This window comes from Pedobacter sp. MC2016-24 (assembly GCF_015223055.1).
Classification (GTDB): domain Bacteria; phylum Bacteroidota; class Bacteroidia; order Sphingobacteriales; family Sphingobacteriaceae; genus Pedobacter.
Map to the genome: position 1 here is coordinate 1 of NZ_JADFBX010000011.1, position 24,489 is coordinate 24,489.

Below are 24,489 nucleotides of genomic sequence, written 5' to 3' on the forward strand. Positions count from 1 at the left end.
GCCTGCAGATCAAAGAACTGCAGGCTTTTTTAGCATTGTGCCCGAAGAGAGACTCGAACTCTCAAGGATCTTACTCCAACGGCTTCTGAGACCGCAACGTTTACCAATTTCGCCATCCGGGCATTGACATTTATTTCAGAAGAAATCCTTATGTGGCCGCAAATATAGGATTATTTATTAAATCCCAATAATTAATTAAAAGTTCTTTAACACCTAATGTCTGCCCTTTTGTTCATTGCCATCCCCACGCTGTGGTCTGCCATGATTTTCCACTTTCCCTTTTCCTTTATTGTCATTTCTTACCGGGCGGCTTTGTTGTTGTCTGCTTGGCCTGTTTACTTCCCTCTGTGGTCCAGGCACATTCGGGCGGTTGCGTACCACATCGTATTTTTTGTCCCTACTATCCCTGATCGGAGATTGCCTGTTATAAGAAGTCCTGTAGCTTTTATATTTATTGTAATTGACAGTATGGTTTAAATAAGGCCGGTCTCCATTCATGACCACTTTATAGGTTCTGTACAAATCAACGTTACGATATTTTGCCGGCAGGGTGCTTCTTCTTACCCAGGCCCCGTTTGCCATGTATACATATTGGTTAGCAGGTACATTATAATAGGCATCTATTTCTGGCAGATAGTAATAATCTACGTGATCATATCCGGTTGGTCCCCATAAAGGCTGTGAACCGATATTTACATTTAAACTGATCTGGGCACTTGCGTGATTGATGCTGAACATTGAAGCTACTCCAAATAATACAGCGGTTAATATTTTTTTCATGTGTGTGTGTTTATTTTATTGTGCTAACTAAGCGCTTATCTGGCAAGTATAAGTCAATTGAAATGCCAATATCTTGAATGCAAATGTGGAAACGAAATACAAGTCAACAGGATCGATGAGCGGCACAAACACACCGACGAGGAGCTTTTGAAACCAGAAAAACAATGTCCCTTTTTTGAGAAAAATTTAAGAAATGCCAACAACCCTACTAAAAAAACAGGACATATTGAGCCTGATAAATGCAAAAAGCCCCTGTTTTTTTCAGAGGCTTTATAAAATGATGTATGCTTTGCCTGCCCTACGCGGATCGCCCACTCACAGGACTTTTTTTCAAAATGAGGATTTTTCTATTGTTATAACAATTTACGCATTTCTTAGTTTGAACTAAAAAATAATTATAAACAATTCCACATTTTAAAATTCAGGCTGCTATTGAACGCTTCCTCTACTTAATCAACAGCTGTTGAAAAGCTGTACTATCTCCATTAAAAGCATTAAAATCAACGACATGATTGATCCCAGAAATCCTGGCTTTATCAGAATGCTGCCAGAATGCCCAAACTGTGCTGTTACTAACCCGGAGTTTAGGCTGATGGTAGTGGGCAATCCATAACGGATAATCATCAAAATGTCCCCTCATATAATCCTTATAAAAAGAGAGACCAGTATAAATGATCGGCTTAACCCCTGTTTTCTTTTCAATATGTTGAACAAAATCTTTCAGCTCTATCCGCATTTTAGCTGGAGAAACCCCATTCAGTTCCTCAATATCAACCACAGGCGGTAAATCACCGGCCTCAAATTTAACTGTTTGCAAAAAGAACTTCGCTTGCCAGGCGCCCGATTTCTGCGGCCTGAAAAAATGATAGGCACCACAAACAATACCAGCCTTAGGTGCCTCACGCCAATTGCGCTGAAAATAAGGATCTACGTTAAACAGCCCCTCAGTTGCCTTAATGAAGGCAAAATGAACCTGTACATCATCTTCCTTCATCGCTTTAACCTTTGGCCAGTCTATTTTACCCTGATAATAAGATACATCAATGCCATGGATGTGATAATTCCTTGGAATGCGGATGTCAAAGCTATGGTAAGTGCGGTAGTTTGGATCTTTACCCAAATCCCGCAGCCAGCTCCATGTTGAGGTAAACCCTTTTAAGATATACCCATAATAGAAAGGTGAAAGCAATACCAATACAACCGCAGCTATTAAAAACTTAAGCCCTATTGGCCAGGGCTTTTTCTTTACCTTTCTCTTTCTTGACACGATCTTTTTAGCTGGAACCTTTTTTTTAATTGGAAGACCGGAGGCATCCGATTCGTAGGTTTGTCGGAAAGTAGCAGGTTTTCTTATAGCAGGTGTTTTTCTAGGTGCTGGTGGCATGATGTTACAAAAATACAGCTTTCAGGTAGGCATCCAAAATAAAAACACCAATGTTCCCAATCTCCGCGGATTCAGAATTAGAATCCGAATGTGAGCAGGAACATCGGTGTTTTTATCAATTAAGTATATGAAAAACCAGGCTATTTGCTCAATTCCGCAAAATACTTGTGAAACAAAGGTAAAGTCTCAATCCCCTTGTAATAGTTATAAATGTCATATTTCTCATTTGGCGAATGCAATGCATCACTGTCTAAACCAAAGCCGAATAACACAGATTTAATGCCCAGCGCACTTTCAAACAAAGCCACAATTGGAATACTGCCACCACCCCTTGTAGGAATTGGCTTTTTACCGAAAGAATCAACAATAGCTTGTTCAGCCGCACGATAAGCCACGCTATCCGTCGGTGTAACTACAGGTTCACCACCATGATGTGCAGTCACTTTAACTTTCACATCATCCGGCGCGATGCTTTCAAAGTGTTTGGCAAATATTGCTGAAATCTCTTCAGAAGTCTGATTTGGCACCAAACGCATCGATATTTTAGCATTTGCTTTAGATGGCAATACGGTTTTTGCACCCTCGCCGATATAACCGCTCCAGATGCCGTTAACCTCTAATGTAGGTCTGGTTCCGGTGCGCTCCAATGTAGAATAACCTTTTTCCCCCCACTCAGCATTGATATCCAGGTCTGTTTTATAGTCATCCAGGTCAAAAGGCGCTGAATTTAAGGCTTTCTTTTCCTCATCAGTCAATTCGACTACTTTATCGTAAAATGCCGGAATGGTAATGTGGTTATTTTCATCATGTAAAGAAGCAATCATTTTACATAAAATGGTTGCCGGATTGGCTACTGCACCGCCGTAAACTCCAGAATGCAAGTCTCTGTTTGGTCCAACCACTTCTACTTCCATATAGGCAAGTCCACGTAAACCTGTTTCGATAGAAGGGTTTTCCATGCTGATCATTGACGTATCAGAGATCAATACCACATCAGCTTTTAAGCGTTCTACATTTGCTTTTACAAAAGTACCCAGGTTTGCAGAACCGACTTCTTCTTCACCTTCGATCATGAACTTCACATTACAAGCCAAAGTATTGGTTTTCATCATCAGTTCAAATGCTTTAACATGCATATAAAACTGTCCTTTATCATCGCAGGCACCACGGGCATAAATCTTACCGTCACGTACTGTTGGTTCAAAAGGAGGAGTTTTCCACAGCTCAATCGGATCTGCAGGCTGCACATCATAATGCCCGTAAATTAAAACGGTAGGCAGTTGATCATCAATAATTTTTTCTCCATATACAATCGGATAACCGGCAGTCTGACAAATCTCAACCTGATCAGCACCGGCATCCTTCAATTTCTGGGCTACATAATCAGCAGTTTTAAGCACATCATTTTTATACTGAGGATCAGCACTTACCGATGGGAAACGCAGCAATTCAAACAGCTCATCTAAAAAACGCTGCTTGTGTTCTTCTACATATTTTTTGATTTCTTCCATGAAAAATTATTATTTACAAAATAATTTAAGTTAGCTCAAAAGTGTTTTCAGTAATGTTACAGGTAAAAAGCCTCAATTGAACACATTAAAAGCCATTTCCTTATTGTACCCACTACAAAAACACCTTCATTTTAGTTCAGCAAAACTAATTAAAATATCCTAGTCGGCGGTAAATACAGTTTCAATCTTATTTACAACATTTTCAAGTATTAATAACTCAACAATTGCATCTGAGCATCAAGAGTAGTTCTAAAAATACGTTGTTTATCATAATAAGCCAGAATAAATGAGTCATTTAACCAGGTAACAGATTCTGTATTTACATAAAATCCCCTTTTGATATCTTTATCGGCAACCTTGTTGGTAACCAGCATCTTTCCCGTTATAAAATCCATTTCAGCATATAACGAATAAACTGAGCTAAAGCCCCCTGATCTCAGGTTGGCAATCATTCTTAAGGTATTGTCTTTAAGAGCATAGGCTACCTTCGATCCTTCACCATCTAAACTCATGTAGGTCCGGGGAATAAACTGGTGGTACAACTGTTTTACGTCCGAATCATAAACTTTCAGGAGTACTGAGCCGTCAAAAGTAACAGTTCCATATTTTGATGTCTGTAAAAAACTAGGCCCTACGCCTACCAATAACTTACCGCCGTATTCTGCAATGTGCTTTACCCCTAAAAACTCTATTTTACTGAACTGTAAATCATCGAAAGTTTTATTGACAGGTACAAATGATTTTTGCAGTTCCTTAACATGTTTATTGTCAAAAACTTCCCTGGCCACTTTCGAAGTTCCGTCTTTAAAATCTATTCTAGCGGTAATTAAAGTCGTTTCTTTCTCTGCATTTTCATAAACTACCGCTAAATAATTGATCAATGGATTAGATCCCGCGGTACTCAATATCGATGTGATCTTTCTATTTTTCCTAATGTCCATTGGAATGCTTACAATCTTTAATGGATCTGCACTACTGGCGGTATAAGTTGCGGCGGAGATTTTACCTGCATTATTATCAACAGTAGCAATAAATAAGCTTCCATCTGCACCATTTGACATTGTCCACTGCTCTCCATCCGGCATTTGGGGACGAATAATCTCTCGCTGATTCAGGTTATCATCATAATTAATAATGTTAAAGTCCTGCGTCTTCGGATAAGATTTATCCGATTGGTACAAGGCTAAAATTCCCGTTTTACGCTTCATCATCGTCAGACGTACGGACATCCTAAAATAAGAACCATCCGTAGCAAAGAAAAAATCCGGTTCTTCAATATAGTCTTTATTTCCCTCGTAAATTACCTTTTCCGCCAATAACTTTCCGGTTTTCTCTTCCAAAAGATAGGCCTTGTAAGCGCCTCCAAACGTCTTGATGAAATTCTTATCGTTTGCGGCGACTATTAAAATGTTGTTTTTAAATTTCCCAATTGTGAGCGGATATCCACTAAGTGGAGTAAGCCATTTTTGAATTAGCTTGTGATCGATGTTTACAACAGCGAAATCGGTGTTCGGAACACCAACCACCATAGCCATACTGTTATCCGATAGGTTGATTGTGTTTTTAAACTTGTTGTCATAAGCGGCCACTAAATTCCATTTAGGGTCTTTGATCATTCCGATCTGTGTTTGCCCAAAAGCCGTAGCAGAGGTAAAAAAAATGATGAGGAAGAGCGCTATTCTCATAGTCATATACAATTGGTTATAGTTTAAAGCAATAATAAGCAAATTACATTAACTTAAAGTACAGAAATCCAATAAAATCCATTCAAATAATTGATTGCTGCAAGAAAATTTTCAGAACATTATTTTTTCATAAAAATGTTACGCAATTCCAGATTAAATGCCACTGAATTCTTCCAATCACCGGAAATGTGTAACTTGCGGTCGCCGATTACCCATCTACTCAATGTGTGACTAGCATCATTTTTTTTTAACACAGATCACCTATTTTTGCAAGATTGACAGGTAAAAGCATACATATGACCTCTAGTAACCCTAAATTCGCTGAATTCATCACCCACTTCGAACAAAATTTAAAACATCTTTTTCACGATCAATACAATATCGATCAGCTGAGTTTAGAAAGAGGCTTACCTCCTGAGCTTTTAAAATCGATTATGGATATGCATCCCCTTTCGGTTGCCATTCCAACAGCATATGGTGGTCGTGGCAGTATTGTTAAAGAGTGTTTAGCTGTTCTGGCGGCGGCTTCTTACGAATCGCTCCCTTTATCCCTAACTTTCGGAATCAACATCGCATTATTTTTAGAGCCGATTTCTAAATATGGCGAAGAATCTGCGAAAGCAGCAGTATTGAATGGCTTTCTGGAAAGAAGAAATATGGGCGGACTGATGATCACTGAGCCTGATTACGGCAGTGATGCATTGAACATGAAGACCAGCAATAAAGAAACTCCGGAAGGCTACCATCTTAAAGGTACAAAACACTGGCAGGGACTCACCGGCATGGCAGATTACTGGTTAATCGCTTCCAGAAAAGAGAATGAAAATGGCGAACTTGGCCGTGATATCGATTTCTTCCTTTCCGACAATACACAAACCGGACAACAGATTAAGGTAACTGAACTGTATGACAATCCGGGCTTATATATGATCCCTTATGGGTTGAACGAACTAGACATTACCGTTCCGAAAAGCCATAAACTGATACCGGAAAGTACGGGTATCAAAATGATGCTGGATATCCTGCACCGAAGCAGAATGCAGTTTCCAGGCATGGGCATGGGCTTTATTAAGCGCATGCTGGATGAAGCAATTGCGCATTGCAGCAACAGAACTGTAGGTACCTGTAAGCTCATTTCGATAGACAACGTGCAATACCAGATCAGCAGAATGCAATCGGCTTATACCATCTGCTCTGCCATGTGCGCACACAGTAGTGACATTAGTGGTATTGACCACAATCTGGCCATGGAAGGTTTAGAAGCCAATACCATGAAAGCGGTAGTTACAGACCTGATGCAGGAATGTGCACACCTGCTGGTGCAATTGTCAGGTGCAAATGGCTACAGAACAAGCCATATCGGCGGACGCGGAATTATGGACAGCAGGCCATTTCAAATCTTTGAAGGCTCTAACGAAATGTTGTACGCCCAGATTGCCGAAATGGTTATCCGTTTAATGAAAAAACAAAAAGAAACAGACCTGTATGGTTTCCTTAAAGCATTTGGTGCAACAGCCATTCCTGTAGTTCAATTTAAAACGGAACTGTCCTTTAGTCTGAATGCCAATCTGCCGCAAAGAAAGCTGGTTGATCTGGGTAAAATCATAGCCAGGATTGTTTGCGCGGGTTATGTGATCGGCCTGCAGCAAAAAGGATTCAGGTCTGACCTGGCAGAAAACAGCATCCTGACCATCAGACAGGAAGTTGCAGTACTGGTATCTAATTTACAATTTGAAAATTCAAACAGCGTGATCGACGATTATGCTGCAGGTAGTAACTGGTTCAGCTTTGCTTAAACAAAATGAAACTGAAAATATTACTGGCTTTGCTTTTTCCCCTTGCAGGTTATGCCCAGCCTTTCAAATTCAAATCTACAGGGACTGCTAAACCCATTGAACTTACACTGGCCTGGCACAATATGGGCAAAGGGGCCGGTGTATTGTATAAAGGGAAAAGCGAATGGATTACTTTAAAAGTGAAATCTTTTGCGGTAGACTCTTCTGAACGTGGGAATGGTAGCCCGGATGAGGACACTTACAAGTGGCTAGAGGTTTACAAGGGTAAGATTACCGGTGAATACGGGGTAAAAGTGATGCTGAGGAATGTATATGAGATGTACTACCTCCGTTATAGTGACCAGAAAAAATTCAGTTTTGAGTATGTGGAAGAAAAAGGGCAGTATGACGGCAAGAATATTGCTTTATTACATGGTGTACAGTTTGACTACAATACATCATACAATGACCTGTTGACAATTAAATACGGCAATGGCGAAAGCCAAAACATCCAGCTTCCTAAATTGACTAAAGAGGGCTCCAGATACTGCCTCATCAAGGATTATAATGCGGATGGCCTGGACGATATTGGTTTTTCTTATCACATCTACAAACCTTCAAAAACTCCGGTCAACGTCTTCATATACGATCCTAAAACTAAAAAATTCAATCAAAAGGCCAATACCACACGCTAAACGCTATTGAAGCATTCGCTTTAAACAGATTATGAATACCTTTAGCCTGAAAAGTACCAACAAGCTATGCAGGAATTTACAAATGATCCGATTGACATCAATCTGCTTCCCCAATTCCAGGAGGTTCCATTAAATGGTTTAAGCCCGAAATACTGGAAAATCGTGGTCATCAACATGGGCATATTCATTGCCGTTACAACGATCGGCATCATTTTTCTCCTGCTTTTTAATGCCGAAATCAAGAAATATACCGGCCTCATCATAGGCGCTTACCTGTTTTTGATGGTATTGATGTTCCTTCTTTACCGTGCGGATGTAAACCGCAGGGGCTTTGCAGTACGCGAAAAAGACATCATTTATCGTCACGGGCTGATTGCGATATCTACCACCATTATCCCTTTTTCAAGAATTCAGCACATCGCACTCGATGAGGGGCTATTTTCCAGAATGTATCAACTGGGTCAGCTTCGCATTTTTACAGCTGGTGGCAATTCGGGAAGCCTGCATATCCCTGGAATAGAGATTGAGGAGGCCAGGCAGATTAAAGAACTGCTGATGAGACAGATTAGCCTGCAAGATTGATGGATCAGGATTTTTCTAAACCTCAAAAGCAATCGGCTACTGGCGTCATCATCATGTTCGCCAATAACCTGCAAAAGGTAATCAGGGCCGTTGCACTACCGCTGATCTTTATAGTCTTAAAGTCCAAAGGTAATTATGGCATTGAGCTCATCCTGGGCATATCGTTCCTGTTTCTGCTGTTGCTGGCTATTTACGCCTGGTTTAGCTATCAGCAATTCAGCTTCTTCCTGGACGAAGACAAGCAGGAGTTTGTCATTAATGAAGGTATTTTCAATAAAAGTACGCTAACCATTCAGCTCAATAAAATCCAGCAGGTTAATATTAACCAGTCCTTACTCCAGCAAATTATTGGCGTGTACAGCCTGGACATTGACACTGCAGGCTCAGAAAAAAAAGAGGCCAGCATTAAAGCGATTGACCATTTGACTGCCACGAGACTTAAACAGCGGCTTTTGAGCGAACGCGATCCCATTACAGCAACAGTGGCCGTGGCAACGCCAAAACCCATGCTAAAACTCAGCAATGCCACCTTGTTAAAAGTTGGCATCACTTCCAACTACGGAGCCAGTATCCTATTATTGATGGGTTTTATATTCGGACTGATTCAATTTTTCAAGGACTATACCGCGTTATTTGAAGTGGAGACCACGGAAATTTATGCGGAATTAAGCCAGGGTTTTGGATTCATCTCGATCTGTTTCTTTATTGGATTTGCACTCATTGTGGTGCTTGGCACCAATATCATACGCACTTTTATCCGTTATTTCCAATTCCAGATCATCCGGCAAACAGGGGCATTGGCCATCAGTTCCGGATTACTGACGCGCAAAAACACCCTGCTGACGCCAAAAAAAGTCCAGCTCAGTGCTTATAGCCAGAATTACTTTCAAAAAAAATTGGGTATACTGAATATTAAGGTCAAACAAGCAGCTTATGGCACTGCCGATGAGGAAGAAAGCAAAAAATCTCATATAGAGATACCTGGATGTAATGAACTGGAACGCCAGGACATTTTGAAAATGATTTATGACCAGATTCCCCAAAAAGGCAAAGCACTGATTCCCAATTATCGTTTCCTTTTTTTACAGATCATGCTCAAAATAGTTGGCCCTTCGGTGCTATCTTGTTTTTTTGCATTTTCCGTTTATCAACCTTTACAGCCTTACCTCGCATTACTTATCCCCTATGCCATCCTGGTATTGATCTTGTTGTACTTTGAGTACAAACACCACCGTTTGTATGCAAGTCAGGGTTTTATCATTAAAAAAAGTGGCATCTGGGACATAACCGAGGAAATTATTGAAATACATAAGATCCAGGCCATAACTTCAAAACAATATTTCTGGCATAAAAAGGCCGATGTTGGTCACCTGCTGCTCCATACCGCTGCCGGCGTCATCCACTTTAAATACGGCAATTACAGCCAGATCAATAACCTGGTTAATTATTGGCTCTATCAGTTAGAACGTACAAAAAAAGACTGGATTTAAGGAAGTTATTGGCTGTAGTTCAATCTGTCACAGATACCTTTTTGAAACAATTGGTAAAAGACGTAGATTTGTAATCTAAAAAGTAAAACTTACTTTTTAATTAGCATACATCATCTTAAACAGCAGACAGAAACGTATTTTGGATTATTTAGCAGGTTTAAACCCCCAACAACGCGCAGCAGTAGAAAACACACAAGGACCGGCAATGATTGTTGCAGGTGCTGGCTCTGGAAAAACCAGGGTGATCACCTACAGGGTGGCACACCTGATTGAAAAAGGCGTGGACGCTTTTAACATCCTGGTGTTAACCTTTACCAATAAGGCCTCTAAAGACATGCGTGAGCGGATCTCAAAGGTAATTGGTTCAGAAGCTAAAAACATCTGGATGGGTACCTTTCACTCTGTATTTGCCAAAATCCTGAGGGTGGAAGCCGAAAAGATTGGCTACCCTTCCAATTTCACGATTTACGATACCGATGATAGCAAAAGTCTGATCCGTGCCATTTTGCGCGAAATGCAGCTGGATGATAAACTATATAATGCCAATTTCGTTTACAACCGGATCTCATCGGCTAAAAACAACCTGGTTTCCTATACAGAATATATGGAAAACGCAGAAATCCAGGCCGAAGACATCAGCAATAAACGCCCTTTAATCGGCGTAATTTACGAGACGTATACCAAACGTTGTTTCAAGGCAGGCGCCATGGATTTTGATGATTTGCTGTTCAAAACCAATGTATTGCTAAAAACACATCCGGATGTATTGAATAAATACCAGCAAAAATTCAAATACCTGATGGTAGATGAGTACCAGGATACCAACTTTTCACAATATACCATTGTTAAAAAACTGGCTGCCGCTTATCAGAACATCTGCGTGGTGGGCGATGATGCACAGAGTATTTATGCCTTCAGGGGTGCTAATATTCAGAATATCTTAAATTTTGAACGTGATTATCCGGATTTGAAAGTGTACAAACTGGAGCAAAACTACCGTTCAACACAGAATATTGTAGAGGTTGCCAACAGCATCATTGCCAACAACAAGAACCAGCTCGAGAAAAACGTTTTCTCTGACAATGAGGCGGGCGACAGGATCAAGGTACAGCGCGCTTTTACAGACAATGAAGAAGGTAAAATTGTTGCCGAAGCCATTGTGCAGGAAAGAAGTTCAAAAGGTTATACCTATCACGACTTTGCCATTTTATACCGCACCAATGCTCAATCCAGGGCCATGGAGGAGGCCTTAAGAAAATTAAACATTCCATATAAAATATACGGCGGGCTTTCTTTCTATCAACGCAAGGAGATCAAAGATTTAATCGCTTATTTCAGGTTAACCTTTAACCCGGCCGATGAAGAAGCCATCAAAAGGGTCATCAATTACCCTAAAAGAGGACTTGGAGATACGACTGTAGAAAAAATACTGGTTGCAGCCGATAAACACGATACCACCATGTGGCAGGTGATCTGTAATCCGCAACAATACATCGAAGGCCGCATTGCCAATCAATTGAACGACTTTGCCATGATGATCCAGAGTTTTGCTGCAGAAGCTAAGAAACTGGATGCTTATGAAACAGCACTTTATATTGCACAACATTCTGGTATATTAAAAGAGTTGCATTCGGACAATACTGAAGAAGGTCGCGGACGTCATGAAAATATCCAGGAATTGTTAAATGGTATCAAAGAATTCGGTGAACGTGAAGACATTGAAGACCGGAGTCTGGCTGTATTTATGCAGGACATTGCTTTGTTAACCAATGATGATAAAAAGGACGATAAGAGCCTGGATACCGTGTCCCTGATGACCATACACTCTTCTAAAGGACTGGAATTCAAAAATGTATTTGTAGTCGGGCTGGAAGAAAACCTCTTCCCTTCACAAATGTCGTTAAATTCCAGAACCGATCTGGAGGAAGAACGAAGGCTATTTTATGTGGCAGTAACGCGTGCGGAAAAGAAACTTACCCTGACTTATGCCACTTCACGCTACAGATGGGGAACGTTGACCAATTGCGAGCCAAGTCGCTTTATCGACGAAATCAATGCCCGATACCTGGAAATTGAAGTGGTAAAACCGGCGAAAAGTAGCCTTGGCGAAGACAGCTTTAACGATGAAAGACGGAGTTGGACACAGCAGCGTGATTCGTTCAGTAAGCCAAAAATGTCGTCACCAAGCAGCTCCTCGACGACAAGTTCCGCGCCACCACGACCAAAAACAACCTCCATGTTGCCGAAAGCACACGTTCCTACCCCGGGTTTCGCACCTGATCCGGCCAATGCATTTCAAAATGGCATGGATGTAGAGCACGAGAAGTTCGGCTTCGGTAAAATCATCAGTCTGGAAGGCACCTTACCAGACGTGAAAGCCACTGTGTTTTTTCAAGGCCTTGGAAATAAGCAATTGTTGTTAAAATTTGCTAAATTGCGAATTGTAAAATAAAATTTATATTTACACAATCTGGATCGGCTTGAAAACGTTAGGATTAGCCGTATATTTCTACTACAATAGACCACAGAAAGAAATAAGCCAGGCTTATAAACCCAGTCTGACATAAAAAAATAGAAAAATATTATAGATGAGTTTCGAATATAATACCACAAGAAATGAGTTGATATTGGCCGAATATGGCCGTAATGTACAAAACATGGTGAAGTACATTATTGAACTTGAAGATCTTGAAGAACGCAATAAATACGCCCAGGCAGTAATTGATCTGATGGGCTTCTTAAACCCGCACCTGCGCGATGTAGCAGATTTCAAACATAAGCTTTGGGATCATTTACACATCATTTCGGGATACAAAATTGAAGTAGACAGCCCCTATCCAAAACCAACACCGGAAGCGGCGCTGGTAAAACCACAACACATTGGCTATCCGCAACAAAAAATAACCTATAAACATTACGGTAAAACAGTTGAAGTCATGATCGAACGTGCCAAAGCTGTAGAAGAGCCTGAGCGCAGAGCTGCAATGGTACAAGGTATTGCCAACTTCATGAAAATGGCTTATGTAACCTGGAATAAAGACAGTGTAGCAGATGAAACCATTTTAAAGAACCTGCGTGAGCTATCCGGCGGTCAACTGGAACTGGATGAAAACGTAAACCTGGCAAAGGTTGAGTTTAAACCAGTAGCTGCAAGACCACAGAACAACAACAATAACCGCGGTCGCAATAACAACAATAAAGGCAGACAAAACAACAATAACAACAACCGTCCTGCCCGCAACAATAACGGTAAACCCAGACACTAGTTTTTCCATTATATATATTACAGCTTATTAATAACATGAATGCATTTGAAATAATTGGTGGAAAAAAATTAAAGGGAGAAATTCAACCGCAGGGCGCAAAAAATGAAGCGCTGCAAATTATATCGGCCGTTTTGCTAACGGACCAAAAAGTGACCATTTCGAATATCCCGGACATCAAAGATGTGAATAAACTCATTGAGTTACTTGGAGATATGGGGGTTGCAATCGAGCGTCTTACGAAAGACACCTATACCTTTGAAGCAAAAAACATCAACCTGGATTTCTTTCAATCGGAAGTATTTAAGACTAAAGGCGGCGGACTAAGGGGATCAATTATGATTGTCGGCCCGCTATTGGGACGCTTTGGTAAAGCCGCAATTCCTAAACCAGGTGGTGATAAAATTGGTCGCAGAAGGCTAGACACACATTTTATAGGCTTTGAAAAACTGGGTGCTAAATTTGTGTACGACAGTAAAAAAGAGTTTTTCAACGTAGATGCTACCGATTTAAAAGGTGCCTATATCCTATTGGATGAGGCTTCAGTTACCGGAACGGCAAATATTGTCATGGCAGCCGTATTGGCTAAAGGCGTGACAACCATTTACAACGCCGCTTGTGAACCCTATTTGCAGCAATTGTGTAAAATGCTGAACCGTATGGGCGCTAAAATATCAGGTGTCGGATCTAATTTACTGACCATTGAAGGTGTTGATCAATTGGGAGGAACAGATCACAGAATGCTTCCAGACATGATCGAAATCGGTTCTTTTATCGGTCTTGCAGCCATGACTGAATCTGAAATCACCATCAAAAATGTGTGCTATTCGGAGCTTGGTGTAATTCCTGAAGTGTTCAAAAAACTGGGAATTAAATTTGAACTGAAAGGTGATGACATCTATATCCCATCACAAAAGCACTACGTCATTGAATCATTTATAGACGGTTCGATGTTGACCATTGCAGATTCTCCATGGCCAGGCTTCACACCTGACTTACTGAGTATCGTATTGGTTGTCGCTACCCAGGCCAGAGGGAATGTATTGATCCATCAAAAAATGTTCGAAAGCCGCTTGTTCTTTGTCGACAAACTGATCGATATGGGTGCACAGATCATTCTTTGCGATCCACATAGAGCTTCTGTTAACGGAATAGACAAAAAATATAAATTAAGGGGAATCAGCATGACTTCACCTGATATCCGTGCCGGAGTTTCCTTGCTTATTGCAGCGTTATCGGCGGAAGGAAAATCGACTATTTTCAATATTGAGCAAATTGAGCGTGGTTACCAGGACATTGATACCCGCTTGCGTGCTTTGGGCGCACAAATTAAGCGTGTTGAAGCCTCTGCCCCATCGCATTAAAACATAAAAAAACATCACAGAAAAAGGCCCCAATCGGGGCCTTTTTTAATATAACAGGTATTGTCTCGGTGCAATTTATATCAGGAATGACTATCCGGAAATGGCATTGATGATGTCGTACTGTGTGATAATTTCAATTTTACCCTGCTCGTCTTCAACCAGAACAGCACTATTTTCTTTATTTATTAATGAAGAAATGCGGTCGATAGAAGTATTCATATCTACGAACGGGAAACCTGCCGACATGATTTGCTGTACTGGCGCTGATTTTAAAGATGGATTTTCCAATAAAGCTTTTAAAATATCACCTTCGGCTAATTTCCCAACCACCATACCCTGCTGGGTAACTGGAATCTGCGAAATGTTCAAGGTATTCATGTTGTTAATGGCTTCCAGAATTGTCTTCTCACAATCTATCGTCACAATCTCTGTACGCTCTTTTTTGTCCAGGATGCTTTTCGCGGTAAGCTTTTCATCTTTTAAAAAGCCACGTTCACGCAGCCAATCCTCATTGTACATTTTACCCATATATCGACTTCCATGATCGTGAAAAATCACCACCACTACGTCTTCGGGCTTCAGTTTATCTTTCAATTGCAATAGCCCTGCAATGGCAGAACCTGCTGAGTTACCTACGAAAATCCCTTCTTTGCGTGCAATATCACGGGTCATCAGGGCTGCGTCTTTATCCGTTACTTTTTCAAAAAGATCAATCAGGTCAAAGTTTACATTTTTTGGTAAGAAATCCTCTCCGATTCCTTCTGTAATGTAAGGATAGATCTCGTTTTTATCCAGAATACCAGTTTCTTTATATTTTTTAAACACAGATCCGTAAGTATCAATTCCCCAGATTTTAATGTTTGGGTTTTGCTCTTTCAGGTATTTTCCAGTTCCCGAAATCGTACCTCCCGTACCTACACCAACCACAAGATGTGTGATTTTACCTTCAGTCTGTGCCCAGATCTCCGGTCCGGTCTGCTCATAATGTGCCTGAGAATTAGACAGGTTATCGTATTGATTGGGTTTCCAGGAGTTGGGAACCTCGCGTTCTAAACGGGAAGAAACGGAGTAATAAGAACGTGGATCCTCCGGCTCAACGTTAGTCGGACACACGATCACCTCAGCGCCAAAAGCACGTAAAGCATCAACCTTCTCCTTAGATTGCTTATCGGTTGTAGTAAATATACATTTATAGCCTTTAATGATCGCTGCCATAGCCAGTCCCATCCCGGTATTACCTGATGTACCTTCAATGATTGTTCCACCCGGCTTCAACTTTCCACTTTTCTCAGCATCCTCAATCATTTTCACAGCCATCCTGTCCTTAATGGAATTACCAGGGTTTGTCGTTTCGATTTTAGCCAATACAGTAGCCGGAATTTCCTTTGTAATGTTGTTCAATTTCACCAGGGGTGTATTGCCAATCGTCTCTAAAATATTGTTGTACCACATGTTACAAAAATACAATTGAAGATTGGAATTTTACCTATAAATAAAAAATCACAATAAAATATCGAAAAATAAAATTAAATAGAATATTATTTTATTCTACTAATCCAATAGACTTACAAACAATCAATAATAAGGGCAATTCAAAAATAACTTAAATCAGCTGATATGTTTTTCCTGGTAAAGAAGTTAAAATTCCCCGCATTTCAAGATTTAATAAGTGCATGGTCAGTTTACTTTGTTGGATGCCCGATTGTATGGCGAGCTTATCAATTGCCATAGCTGAATCTTTCAGGATCTCTACAATCTTGCCTTCATCGGTTGACAAATTGACCGGCAACTGCAATTGCTGCAATTGCTGCCGGGGTTTAACCGGTTCCCAGCCCAACTGATAAACCAGATCCCGGGCATGATTGATCAATCCGGCACGATTGGTTTTAATCAGGAAATTACAGCCCTGAGAACAAGCATCAGTCGTCCTTCCGGGAAAGGCATAAACATCCCGGTTATACGAATTGGCCAGTTCAGCAGTAATCAAAGCACCGCCTTTTTCTGTCGCCTCCACTACAATCGTCGCATCTGCAATGCCCGCAATGATGCGGTTTCGCTTTGGAAAGTTCTCTTTATCCGGTATGGTATTTAATGGAAATTCAGTCAGCAGACCACCATGAAGTACCATTTTATGAGCGACAGGTTGATGTACAGCCGGATAAATGCGGTCCAGTCCGTGCGCAAGTACACCTACTGTTGGAATTTGCTGCAACAAACTCTCTTTATGCGCAGCCACATCAATTCCATAAGCCAAACCACTTACAATCAATACATCGTAAGCTGCGAGGTTTTCTGCCAGCTCTGCACAAAGCATCCGGCCATAGGCTGTAGCCTTCCTGCTGCCCACCACACTGATCACCCGGGGATGATTTAAATCCGCAGTACCTTTGTAATAGAGCAACACAGGAGCATCTGCACAATTTCTCAATCGGTATGGATAACTCGAATCGGTATAAAACAATACCTGAACCTGGTGCTTTTCTATAAAATGCAGCTGTTTTGCAGCCTGCACCAGAGCGTCGGTGTTTTTGATCTGGCCTGCAATAATGGGACCCACTCCCGGAATTTCCCGCAATTGTTTCAGATTCGCTTTAAAAACAGCTTCAGCACTTCCAAAATGTTCCAGCAAATGTCTGGCAGTAACATGACCAACACTACCAATAAATGTAAGTCCGATTTGATGTAATAAACTCATAGGCTAAACTATAGAATAAATTCTCTTATAACCACAAAACATAATAACACACTGAATAACAACAAAATAAAAACAAACTACAAAAATAGTTTGCAAACTATAAAAATAGTAGTAACTTTAAATAAGCAAGTTATTTATGACAACAATCAGAGAACTCACCAAAGCAGAAGAACAGATCATGTTGATCTTGTGGGAAATTAAAGAAGGTTTAGTCAAGGACGTACTGGATAAGATGTCCGCTCCAAAACCAGCCTACAATACGGTTTCTACGGTCATCCGGGTATTGGAAGGCAAGGGCTTTATCGATCATAAAGCGATCGGAAATACGCACATCTATTTCCCCCTGATTACAGAATCGGAATACAGGAAGTTCGCTTTCGACAAAGTCATGAGCAATTACTTTGAAAACTCTTACCAGAGCCTGGTTTCTTTTCTGGTAAAAGAGAAAAACATGGATGTCAATGAGCTGGATGAACTGATTCAACTCGCTGAACAACTCAAAAGCAAAAAACCATGAACTGGCTGTATGTATTGGAAGCAAATATCTATCTAAGCCTGTTCTACGCGCTTTACCGGATATTCTTACATCAGGAGACATTTTACAGCTTGAACCGCTATTACCTGATCTGCAGCACGGTAATCGCCTTTGTTCTGCCACTGTGCCAGGTCAGCATATTGGGGAATTTGAAGCGGATGCCGACTAACTTAGTCGCTGTGGACATGAAATCCGACCTGTTACCTATAACATCAGTCAGCAACCCGGATCTGCTTACTCAACTGTTAAAATATGGGTACTTAAGCATCACGGCTACCTTGCTGCTTTCCTTACTTTTCAACCTATATAAATTAGCCAGGCTGTACTTCAGAGCACAAATACAACGGAAAGGAAAGGTTATTTTTGCAAGTCTGGAGGGTCAATCTACCGCTTTTTCCTTCTTCAATTTACTTTTCATCCAGCCAAACATCGAAGAAAAAGCGACTATAATCAGGCATGAAATGGTTCATATCCGCCAAAAACACAGCTTTGACATACTATTTTTTGAAATAGTCAGGGCTTTAAACTGGATCAATCCCCTGAGCTGGATCTTGCTGAATGACATCAAACTCGTTCACGAGTACATCGCAGATCAAGCAACTTTAAATCCCGACTTACCCAGGCATGACTACGCCATGTTTCTGATAAACAATTCTTTTGGCCCCATCCAAAGCCAGCTTAGCAATCAAATTTTCAATCCACCCATCTTAAAAAAAAGAATCCAAATGTTAAACAAAGAAAAATCACCACAAAGGGCAAAACTCAGGTTATTACTTGCAGTGCCCCTTGTTACGGGTATGCTCTGTGTATCCAGCCTGGCTTTTACCAAAGATTATGCGGTAATCGACCTTTATCCTCAAAAAACGGCGACAATCAGACAGGAACCGGTTAAAAAGAACAATAGTAAAGGAACTGAGAAACCGGTGCGACTAGAATCAAAAAAAGAGTTTTACGTATTACAGGAATACGATCCAAAAACCGAAACCGTAAGCATCCTCGAAAAAAGATTACTGGTTATCAATGGAAAAATAGCCGAAAAAACAAAGGTTACGATGATTGAAGACATGGATTACATCGATGAACTGAAAGGCCCTGCCGCAAAAGCAAAATATGGAGCTGCAGGGGCTAATGGTGCACTGGAGTTCCACGGAAAGCACATCAAAACCTATGCTGTACCACCGCCACCTGTAGCACCGCAAACGCCACCACCTCCTCCAAAATCACCTCCTGTCCCACCTGCTCCGCCTGTTCCTCCAGTAAAAACCGAAAAAGGTAAAGGATCAAGAACAAGCAAGACTATAGAAAAGCATGTATTAAAAGTCAATTAGAAATTCCTTACTGAGGAATATAAACCACGTATTTAGTTTCAAAAAAGTCTTCTTTAAAGTAGGCTGAAAGCGGATATAGTTCCGCTTTTAGTCGTGATTCGGCCAGCTCCTCTTTTAAATCCCCGCCTTTCAAATATAAAATGCCATTCGGAATTGCATTTTTTGATTCTTTATTGAACTTACCTTTTACCCAGGGATAAAAGTCGATCAGACGCGTAACTGCCCGGGAAACCACAAAATCATATTTATCGGTCACCTGCTCCGCTCTCAAATGGCTTGCTTTCACATTTTTTAGCCCCAAAGCAAGCGCAACTTCTGTCACTACTTTAATCTTTTTACCAATAGAATCCACCAGGTGAAACTGTGTTTCCGGAAATAAAATGGCTAAAGGGATACCTGGAAAACCACCACCAGTCCCAACATCAAGCACCTTTTCAGCAGGCTTAAACGTGCAAAACTTGGCTATTCCTAAGGAATGTAAAATGTGGCGCTCATACAATTCTTCAATGTCTTTTCTCGAAATCACATTGATCTGCGCATTCCAAAAGCTGTATAAATCATACAACTGATCAAACTGGGCGATTTGCTTTTCTGTTAGATCCTTAAAATATTCCTGTATTAACGTTGATTTTATTTCCACTGTACTTTTTTAACAAATATAGACAGAAAGCCATTAATCACCAGAAAAATGAACAATAGAATGTCCAATACCGGGAACCACCACCTTAAGTCTGCATAATTTAACCTTTTTAATAATTTAGGATACACAAAGCAGCGTATCAATATACTCAATCCCAATACACCTAAAGCGGGGTAAAGCGTTGCTTTAAAACAAAACAGCGCTGCCAACAATACATAGAACAGGAATTGAAATATCGCCTGAACGGACAGTACAAATCGATGTTTCGCTTTATACAATTTACCGGCCCCAAAATGTCTCTTCTTTTGGCGCAAATAGCCTTTCAACGTTGTATTGGGTTCGCTCCAGACCTGTGTATCGGGGTGGATACAGATCGCTGTATTGTGGCTGTTTGCGTGTGCATTGACAAACAAATCATCGTCTCCTGAAGGAATATGCATGTGCGCTGCAAAACCTTTATGCTTAAAAAACAAGGTTTTTTTATACGCCATATTTCTGCCAACTCCCATATAAGGATTCCCTTTCAACGCGAAAGAAAGATAATTCACCGCAGTAAAAAAGGTTTCAAAACGGATCAAACTGTTCAGAATCCCTCTTCTTTTCAAATAGGGCGAATAGCCTAAAAGGATCTCTACATCCTGATCTTCAGGTTGTTGCATGCCAATCAACCAGTTTTTTGACGCTGGCAAACAATCTGCATCCGTAAATACCAGCCATTCATTAGCAGCGGCTTTAATTCCCATGGTTACCGCGAATTTCTTACCTGCAATAAACTTACTGCCTTCACTAACGGTAACCACCTTAAGTCGCTTGTATTGCTTCGCAAATGTTTCCAGGAGTTGCGCGGTACCATCCCAGGAGCGGTCATCTACAACAACCACCTCAAAATCAGGATAATCCTGTTCCAGCACAGCCGGAAGATAGGTCTTTAAATTCTCGAGTTCATTGCGGGCACAAAGCACTACGCTGAGCGGCTTATGGCCATTTCGGGGCAATTCTGCTATAGGAACCACAGCTAATTTCAGATGTACAAACAAGCTGAAATACAACTGAATCAAAAAACAAAAAACTAATGCGCCGAGCAGGCTTATCTCTAAAAAGGTTAATTCCACGATGTATTTTTGAAAAGGGTCAAATTTCTGATTTTTAATCTGTAATGTTCGTTTATGTTGATAAAAAATTTAGCCCATTAATAGCCCGATTTTTGCTATTTTTGCGCAGATTTTTTGAAGGGCAGATTTATGAAGTTTAATTTAGAAGCAAGCGATATACATTCCAAGGCAAGAGCCGGAACGATTACCACCGATCACGGTGACATCCAAACCCCGATTTTCATGCCTGTAGGTACCGCAGGAACGGTTAAAGCCGTTCACCAGCGCGAACTGGAAAATGACATCAACGCTCAGATCATCTTGGGAAATACCTACCATTTATACCTCAGGCCAGGTCTCGACATCATCGAACCTGCCGGTGGCTTACATAAATTTATTGGCTGGGACCGCCCGATTTTAACAGATAGCGGTGGCTACCAGGTCTATTCTCTAAGTAAAGTGAGAAAAATAAAGGAGGAAGGTGTAACTTTTCGCTCACACATTGACGGCTCCAAACATTTATTTACACCGGAGTATGCCATGGATATTCAACGTACCATTGGTGCAGATATCATCATGGCCTTTGACGAATGTACACCATACCCCTGCGATTACCGGTATGCGGCCAATTCGATCAATATGACCCATCGCTGGTTAAAGCGTTGCTGCAATCGTTTTGATACTACAGAACCAAAATATGGCTTCAATCAAACGCTTTTTCCAATTGTACAAGGCTCTGTATATAAAGACCTCAGGGTAAAATCTGCTGAATTTATCGCGTCCATGGATCGCGAAGGCAATGCAATCGGCGGTTTATCCGTAGGAGAACCTGCTGAAGAGATGTATGGAATGACCGAAGTGGTATGTAATGTACTACCTGTAGAAAAACCGCGTTATCTAATGGGCGTAGGCACACCGATCAATATCCTGGAAAACATTGCTTTAGGCGTTGACATGTTCGATTGCGTAATGCCTACCCGAAATGCGAGAAATGGCATGCTTTTTACTAAAAACGGCATTATAAATATTGGCAATAAGAAATGGGCAAATGACTTTACACCAATTGAAGCGGACAGTGATCTGTATGCCGACAGGGTGTATACTAAAGCCTATTTGAGGCATCTGATGCACTCTAAAGAGATGCTGGGTGCGCAAATTGCAACTTTACACAACCTGCATTTTTACTTGTGGCTGGTTAAACAAGCCCGGGAAAAGATCATCAGCGGCGAATTTTACGCCTGGAAGAACAAAATGGTGACTATATTAGGTAATAAATTATAAATGAATATCATTAAAGGCAGGATCAAAATCATCGATTGGTACATCATCAGTAAATACCTGGGTACATTTATATATACCCTAACCTTATTTATTGTGATCATCATTATTTTTGATCTTTCCGAGAAACTGGATGATTTCCTGGGTGCAAACCTAACCTTTTGGCAGGTCATCTCCTTATATTACGCAGGTTCGATTCCTTTCTATGTCAACATGCTCTCTCCCCTGATCAATTTTATTGCCGTGATTTTTTTTACGGCAAAGATGGCCGACCAGACCGAGATCGTACCTATTTTAAGTGGAGGAGTAAGCTTTAACCGCTTTCTTTTACCCTATTTCATCTCCGCTTTCATCATATTCGCGGCCAACCTGGCATCGAATCTCTACATATTACCCTATACCAACCAGCTTAAAAACAGCTTTGAAAACAACTATGTAAAGAAAAATGACCCGTCCAGCAAGAGCAATATCCACATGAAGCTGGATGACCATACCTTTATTTACATGGATAACTTTGACAACAAGACCAAAACAGGCACCAGGTTCTCTCTGGATAATTTTAATGGCGATGAGCTGACTAAAAAGCTGGTGGCTGATGAGATCAAATGGGATTCCTTAAAGCGCTCCTGGACCTTAAGAAACTACTCTGTAAGGAATGTAAAAGGCCTCAAAGAAACCTTTATCAGCGGGGCTTCCTTAACCAAGGACACGGTATTGGATATGCGCCCGGATGATTTTTCAGCATATGACAACATCTTTGAAAACCTGAGTAACAAGGAACTTTCAGATAAAATTAAGAAGGAAAAAATAAGGGGCTCCGGTATCATGAATGACCTTTTATTTGAGCAATATAAACGTTATTTACACCCCCTGTCAGCCTTCGTTCTGACACTGATTGGTGTCGCATTATCCTCCAGAAAGGTTCGCGGAGGGGTCGGATTGCCTTTAGGGATCGGAATTCTATTAAGTTTTGGTTACATCGTTTTTAACCAGTTCGCTAAAATGTTTTCGCTAAAAGGCGGCATGCCACCTTTACTCGCAGTACTTGCGCCGACCATATTCTTCGGCTTACTCGGACTTTACCTGCTTAGAAAAGCACCAAAATAAATGAACCAACAACCTGCAAGCACCAATAAAAATCTACTGATCTTACACTTTACAGTATTTATTTGGGGCTTCACAGGCATCCTTGGCGCTGTCATATCCGTTGATGCAGTTCAGTTGGTATGGTATCGCGTACTCATTGCATCCATCAGCCTTTTCATCTATTTCAAACTGAGCAAAAACAGCCTTAAAGTAAGCAGAAAGCAGTTTTTAGCCTTCTTTTTCACAGGAAGCATCGTGGCCTTACACTGGATCCTCTTCTTCCATGCCATTAAAGTCTCAACCGTCTCCGTAACCCTCGTTTGCCTCTCTTCTTTTACCCTTTTTACCGCCATAATAGAGCCTTTAATCAAAAGAAAACGCATAGAAATGGGTGATGTTATCGTTGGTTTAATCATCATTTTCGGGATTTACCTCATCTTTAAATTCGAATCAAACTATACTTTAGGCATCATTTTAGGCCTCAGTGCAGCCCTTGCCTCGAGTCTTTTCGGCGCCATAAATTCAATATTGGTACAAAAAACCAACCCAATAACCATTGGTTTTTATGAGATTTCAGGAGCCTTTTTCTGGATTACCCTGTACCGGATTTTCGATGGAACACTGGCCACTGAGCGCTTCGATTTAAGCGCAACAGACTGGACTTACCTGCTCCTGCTCGGCACCATTTGCACGGCAGTAGCCTATGTTGCCGGCGTCTCTGTGATGCGTACTTTGTCCGCTTTCCGGGTAGCACTCGTCACCAATCTTGAACCGGTATACGGCATCTTTTTAGCCTTCATTTTCTTTGGTACGAAAGAGGCTATGTCGACCGGATTTTACCTGGGTGCAGTCATAATTCTTGGAACAGTCTTCCTCTATCCGGTGTACAAAAAGCACAAAAACAAGTCCTGACCAATGCCTAAAAACAAGGGGTAGGGGATGGGGATCCAACTGTAAAACCAGCTCCAAAAATCACATCCCAAGGGCGAAAACCATGCCCTGAAATCCAGGTGAGTTCAACCTTAACTTCAACTACATCCCTACACTTTTCCAAAAAGCAAGGCCTAAATTTTATTTGAATTTGCGAAGCAAATAGTGTACCTTAATCGAGGATTAAGCCCTGCAAAACAGAATGGACACAGAAATGTAAAACCACAGCTAAAAACCAATAAATAAACCACAAAAAACACGAAACAAGCTTGTAAAAATAAAACATTAAAATACTGAAAATCAATCAAAAAAATCAGTCAATATCAAATAAAAGATTAAATAAAATCAAGTTAAAAAAATATGAAATACTAATTATT

At 40.8% G+C, this 24,489-nt stretch carries 20 protein-coding genes and 1 tRNA gene; 12 read left to right on the top strand and 9 right to left on the bottom strand.

The annotated features are described in order from the left end of the window. Positions 1-38 precede the first annotated feature (38 nt). The 5 genes from IM797_RS20590 to IM797_RS20610 form a co-directional block, all read right to left on the bottom strand. A tRNA-Leu gene (locus tag IM797_RS20590) sits at positions 39-122 on the bottom strand. 91 nt (positions 123-213) lie between these two features. Next, positions 214-780, bottom strand: a complete 567-nt coding sequence (locus tag IM797_RS20595) for a hypothetical protein (RefSeq protein WP_194129078.1) — start codon at positions 778-780, stop codon at positions 214-216. 445 nt (positions 781-1,225) lie between these two features. Next, positions 1,226-2,164, bottom strand: a complete 939-nt coding sequence (locus IM797_RS20600; protein WP_194129079.1) for a glycoside hydrolase family 25 protein — start codon at positions 2,162-2,164, stop codon at positions 1,226-1,228. A 140-nt stretch (positions 2,165-2,304) separates the two neighbouring features. Next, entirely contained in the window at positions 2,305-3,675 is a 1,371-nt protein-coding gene (locus IM797_RS20605) for a dipeptidase (RefSeq protein WP_194129080.1), read from the bottom strand. 209 nt (positions 3,676-3,884) lie between these two features. Next, complete coding sequence (locus IM797_RS20610; protein ID WP_194129081.1) at positions 3,885-5,366, bottom strand: hypothetical protein; 1,482 nt, start codon at positions 5,364-5,366, stop codon at positions 3,885-3,887. A 290-nt stretch (positions 5,367-5,656) separates the two neighbouring features. On the opposite strand from IM797_RS20610, the gene IM797_RS20615 reads away from it, so the two are divergent. The 7 genes from IM797_RS20615 to murA all read left to right on the top strand — a co-directional run bounded on the left by IM797_RS20615 (position 5,657) and on the right by murA (position 14,529). Further along, complete coding sequence (locus IM797_RS20615; protein ID WP_194129082.1) at positions 5,657-7,156, top strand: acyl-CoA dehydrogenase family protein; 1,500 nt, start codon at positions 5,657-5,659, stop codon at positions 7,154-7,156. A 5-nt stretch (positions 7,157-7,161) separates the two neighbouring features. After that, on the top strand, positions 7,162-7,830 hold the full coding sequence (locus IM797_RS20620; RefSeq protein WP_194129083.1) for a hypothetical protein: 669 nt from the start codon (positions 7,162-7,164) through the stop codon (positions 7,828-7,830). Positions 7,831-7,896: 66 nt separating this feature from the next. Next, on the top strand, positions 7,897-8,412 hold the full coding sequence (locus IM797_RS20625; RefSeq protein WP_194129084.1) for a PH domain-containing protein: 516 nt from the start codon (positions 7,897-7,899) through the stop codon (positions 8,410-8,412). Further along, complete coding sequence (locus tag IM797_RS20630) at positions 8,412-9,902, top strand: PH domain-containing protein (protein WP_194129085.1); 1,491 nt, start codon at positions 8,412-8,414, stop codon at positions 9,900-9,902. The genes IM797_RS20625 and IM797_RS20630 overlap by 1 nt, the downstream gene beginning before the upstream one ends. Positions 9,903-10,041: 139 nt before the next feature. Then, positions 10,042-12,354, top strand: coding sequence for an ATP-dependent helicase (locus IM797_RS20635; protein ID WP_194129086.1), 2,313 nt, complete (start codon positions 10,042-10,044; stop codon positions 12,352-12,354). 136 nt (positions 12,355-12,490) lie between these two features. Then, complete coding sequence (locus IM797_RS20640; protein ID WP_194129087.1) at positions 12,491-13,168, top strand: DUF4290 domain-containing protein; 678 nt, start codon at positions 12,491-12,493, stop codon at positions 13,166-13,168. Positions 13,169-13,203: 35 nt separating this feature from the next. Further along, positions 13,204-14,529 carry a UDP-N-acetylglucosamine 1-carboxyvinyltransferase gene (gene murA / locus IM797_RS20645; protein ID WP_194129088.1) on the top strand — a complete coding sequence of 442 codons (1,326 nt, stop codon included), beginning with the start codon at positions 13,204-13,206 and terminating at the stop codon, positions 14,527-14,529. Between the two features lie 90 nt (positions 14,530-14,619). Here the strand turns inward: murA and IM797_RS20650 are convergent, their stop codons facing one another. Next, positions 14,620-15,981, bottom strand: coding sequence for a pyridoxal-phosphate dependent enzyme (locus tag IM797_RS20650; protein WP_194129089.1), 1,362 nt, complete (start codon positions 15,979-15,981; stop codon positions 14,620-14,622). Between the two features lie 151 nt (positions 15,982-16,132). After that, complete coding sequence (dprA, locus tag IM797_RS20655; protein WP_194129090.1) at positions 16,133-17,224, bottom strand: DNA-processing protein DprA; 1,092 nt, start codon at positions 17,222-17,224, stop codon at positions 16,133-16,135. A 136-nt stretch (positions 17,225-17,360) separates the two neighbouring features. Between dprA and IM797_RS20660 the strand changes: the two genes are divergently transcribed. Together IM797_RS20660 and IM797_RS20665 are read left to right on the top strand one after the other, a co-directional pair. After that, positions 17,361-17,741, top strand: coding sequence for a BlaI/MecI/CopY family transcriptional regulator (locus IM797_RS20660; protein WP_194129091.1), 381 nt, complete (start codon positions 17,361-17,363; stop codon positions 17,739-17,741). Next, positions 17,738-19,087 (top strand): M56 family metallopeptidase, encoded by a 1,350-nt coding sequence (locus IM797_RS20665; protein WP_194129092.1) that lies wholly within the window; start codon positions 17,738-17,740, stop codon positions 19,085-19,087. The genes IM797_RS20660 and IM797_RS20665 overlap by 4 nt, the downstream gene beginning before the upstream one ends. A gap of 7 nt (positions 19,088-19,094) precedes the next feature. Here IM797_RS20665 and rsmG read toward each other — a convergent pair whose 3' ends face one another. Together rsmG and IM797_RS20675 are read right to left on the bottom strand one after the other, a co-directional pair. Next, entirely contained in the window at positions 19,095-19,727 is a 633-nt protein-coding gene (gene rsmG / locus IM797_RS20670; RefSeq protein ID WP_194129093.1) for a 16S rRNA (guanine(527)-N(7))-methyltransferase RsmG, read from the bottom strand. Then, positions 19,718-20,839: a glycosyltransferase gene (locus IM797_RS20675; RefSeq protein ID WP_194129094.1), complete on the bottom strand. Its 1,122-nt coding sequence runs from the start codon at positions 20,837-20,839 to the stop codon at positions 19,718-19,720. Before IM797_RS20675 ends, rsmG begins: the two co-directional genes overlap by 10 nt. A gap of 129 nt (positions 20,840-20,968) precedes the next feature. On the opposite strand from IM797_RS20675, the gene tgt reads away from it, so the two are divergent. The 3 genes from tgt to IM797_RS20690 are packed head-to-tail and all read left to right on the top strand — an operon-like array spanning position 20,969 to position 24,094. After that, positions 20,969-22,099 carry a tRNA guanosine(34) transglycosylase Tgt gene (tgt, locus tag IM797_RS20680; protein ID WP_194129095.1) on the top strand — a complete coding sequence of 377 codons (1,131 nt, stop codon included), beginning with the start codon at positions 20,969-20,971 and terminating at the stop codon, positions 22,097-22,099. After that, on the top strand, positions 22,100-23,203 hold the full coding sequence (locus tag IM797_RS20685) for an LptF/LptG family permease (RefSeq protein WP_194129096.1): 1,104 nt from the start codon (positions 22,100-22,102) through the stop codon (positions 23,201-23,203). Next, the gene (locus IM797_RS20690) at positions 23,204-24,094 is read left to right on the top strand and encodes a DMT family transporter (RefSeq protein WP_194129097.1); all 891 of its coding nucleotides are present in this window, start codon (positions 23,204-23,206) and stop codon (positions 24,092-24,094) included. Positions 24,095-24,489 lie beyond the last annotated feature (395 nt).

What these genes read in the sequence shown, in the direction of transcription:
- tgt (WP_194129095.1), top strand. Translation starts at nt 20,969, where the DNA reads ATGAAGTTTAATTTAGAAGCAAGCGATATACATTCCAAGGCAAGAGCC.
- IM797_RS20685 (WP_194129096.1), top strand. Translation starts at nt 22,100, where the DNA reads ATGAATATCATTAAAGGCAGGATCAAAATCATCGATTGGTACATCATC.
- IM797_RS20610 (WP_194129081.1), bottom strand. Translation starts at nt 5,366, where the DNA reads ATGACTATGAGAATAGCGCTCTTCCTCATCATTTTTTTTACCTCTGCT.
- IM797_RS20640 (WP_194129087.1), top strand. Translation starts at nt 12,491, where the DNA reads ATGAGTTTCGAATATAATACCACAAGAAATGAGTTGATATTGGCCGAA.
- IM797_RS20615 (WP_194129082.1), top strand. Translation starts at nt 5,657, where the DNA reads ATGACCTCTAGTAACCCTAAATTCGCTGAATTCATCACCCACTTCGAA.
- IM797_RS20650 (WP_194129089.1), bottom strand. Translation starts at nt 15,981, where the DNA reads ATGTGGTACAACAATATTTTAGAGACGATTGGCAATACACCCCTGGTG.
- IM797_RS20600 (WP_194129079.1), bottom strand. Translation starts at nt 2,164, where the DNA reads ATGCCACCAGCACCTAGAAAAACACCTGCTATAAGAAAACCTGCTACT.
- IM797_RS20620 (WP_194129083.1), top strand. Translation starts at nt 7,162, where the DNA reads ATGAAACTGAAAATATTACTGGCTTTGCTTTTTCCCCTTGCAGGTTAT.
- IM797_RS20660 (WP_194129091.1), top strand. Translation starts at nt 17,361, where the DNA reads ATGACAACAATCAGAGAACTCACCAAAGCAGAAGAACAGATCATGTTG.
- IM797_RS20595 (WP_194129078.1), bottom strand. Translation starts at nt 780, where the DNA reads ATGAAAAAAATATTAACCGCTGTATTATTTGGAGTAGCTTCAATGTTC.
- IM797_RS20625 (WP_194129084.1), top strand. Translation starts at nt 7,897, where the DNA reads ATGCAGGAATTTACAAATGATCCGATTGACATCAATCTGCTTCCCCAA.
- IM797_RS20605 (WP_194129080.1), bottom strand. Translation starts at nt 3,675, where the DNA reads ATGGAAGAAATCAAAAAATATGTAGAAGAACACAAGCAGCGTTTTTTA.
- dprA (WP_194129090.1), bottom strand. Translation starts at nt 17,224, where the DNA reads ATGAGTTTATTACATCAAATCGGACTTACATTTATTGGTAGTGTTGGT.
- murA (WP_194129088.1), top strand. Translation starts at nt 13,204, where the DNA reads ATGAATGCATTTGAAATAATTGGTGGAAAAAAATTAAAGGGAGAAATT.
- IM797_RS20690 (WP_194129097.1), top strand. Translation starts at nt 23,204, where the DNA reads ATGAACCAACAACCTGCAAGCACCAATAAAAATCTACTGATCTTACAC.
- IM797_RS20665 (WP_194129092.1), top strand. Translation starts at nt 17,738, where the DNA reads ATGAACTGGCTGTATGTATTGGAAGCAAATATCTATCTAAGCCTGTTC.
- IM797_RS20630 (WP_194129085.1), top strand. Translation starts at nt 8,412, where the DNA reads ATGGATCAGGATTTTTCTAAACCTCAAAAGCAATCGGCTACTGGCGTC.